This is a genomic window from Bradyrhizobium sp. Kon56 (assembly GCF_055807635.1).
Window position 1 is genome coordinate 1 of record NZ_JBVVOU010000117.1, and the last position, 645, is coordinate 645.

1 protein-coding gene is annotated in these 645 nt (G+C 52.4%); it reads left to right on the forward strand.

Annotated elements, in window-relative coordinates:
- Positions 1-117: 117 nt before the first annotated feature.
- The coding region (locus AC0L3B_RS38195) for a hypothetical protein (protein WP_473382709.1) at positions 118-645 on the forward strand (528 nt) is incomplete at its 3' end.

Here is a 645-nt window from a genome sequence, read left to right on the forward strand (position 1 = left end):
GTTTGACTTGCTCGGCCGTGTTGCTCAACGACGCGCCTTCGGCCAGTTTCAGGTCGACCAGCAATTCCAGGCGACCCGAGGCCGGGACAAGAATTTCAGCAGCGGATCCCAGGATCAGTGCTACTAAAGCCATCACGGGAAGTTAAAGGGATTCTTTACTTTCTCAGTAGAGCGGGAAATTTCAATCGTGCAGAAGCCCGCTGGGTTGAATGGTTTATTCAAGATCCGCGTGGCCATTCTGTAGATTTCGTCAATTTCCATTTTGGGCTCGGTACACAGCCCAGGCCAGAATTTGACGTTTCTCCCTCACTTGGTGACTGTATTGGAGCTGTTCAATATGAGCAGGAAGGGAACAGCCTGATTCGCCTCATCGTCAACGATGAACGGGAGCCCGGTGAGTGCACACTGAAAGCGTCTAGTCAGTTGGGACAGTTGCTACAGAGTCTGGCGGTTGGAGAAAGCGCCAATCTAAACATGACGGCCTACAAGGTCGAAGAGCGATTTCCTCCTTATGTGGCGTGCTTACGTCTCGCGCTCAGGTTACGGCAGATCCACAACGATGGCAGTGATTGCTTCACAATGATGCAGATGCCCTCCGACCCGAGTGAATTCGTCCCTTTGCTGGAAGAGAAAATGGCGCAAGGC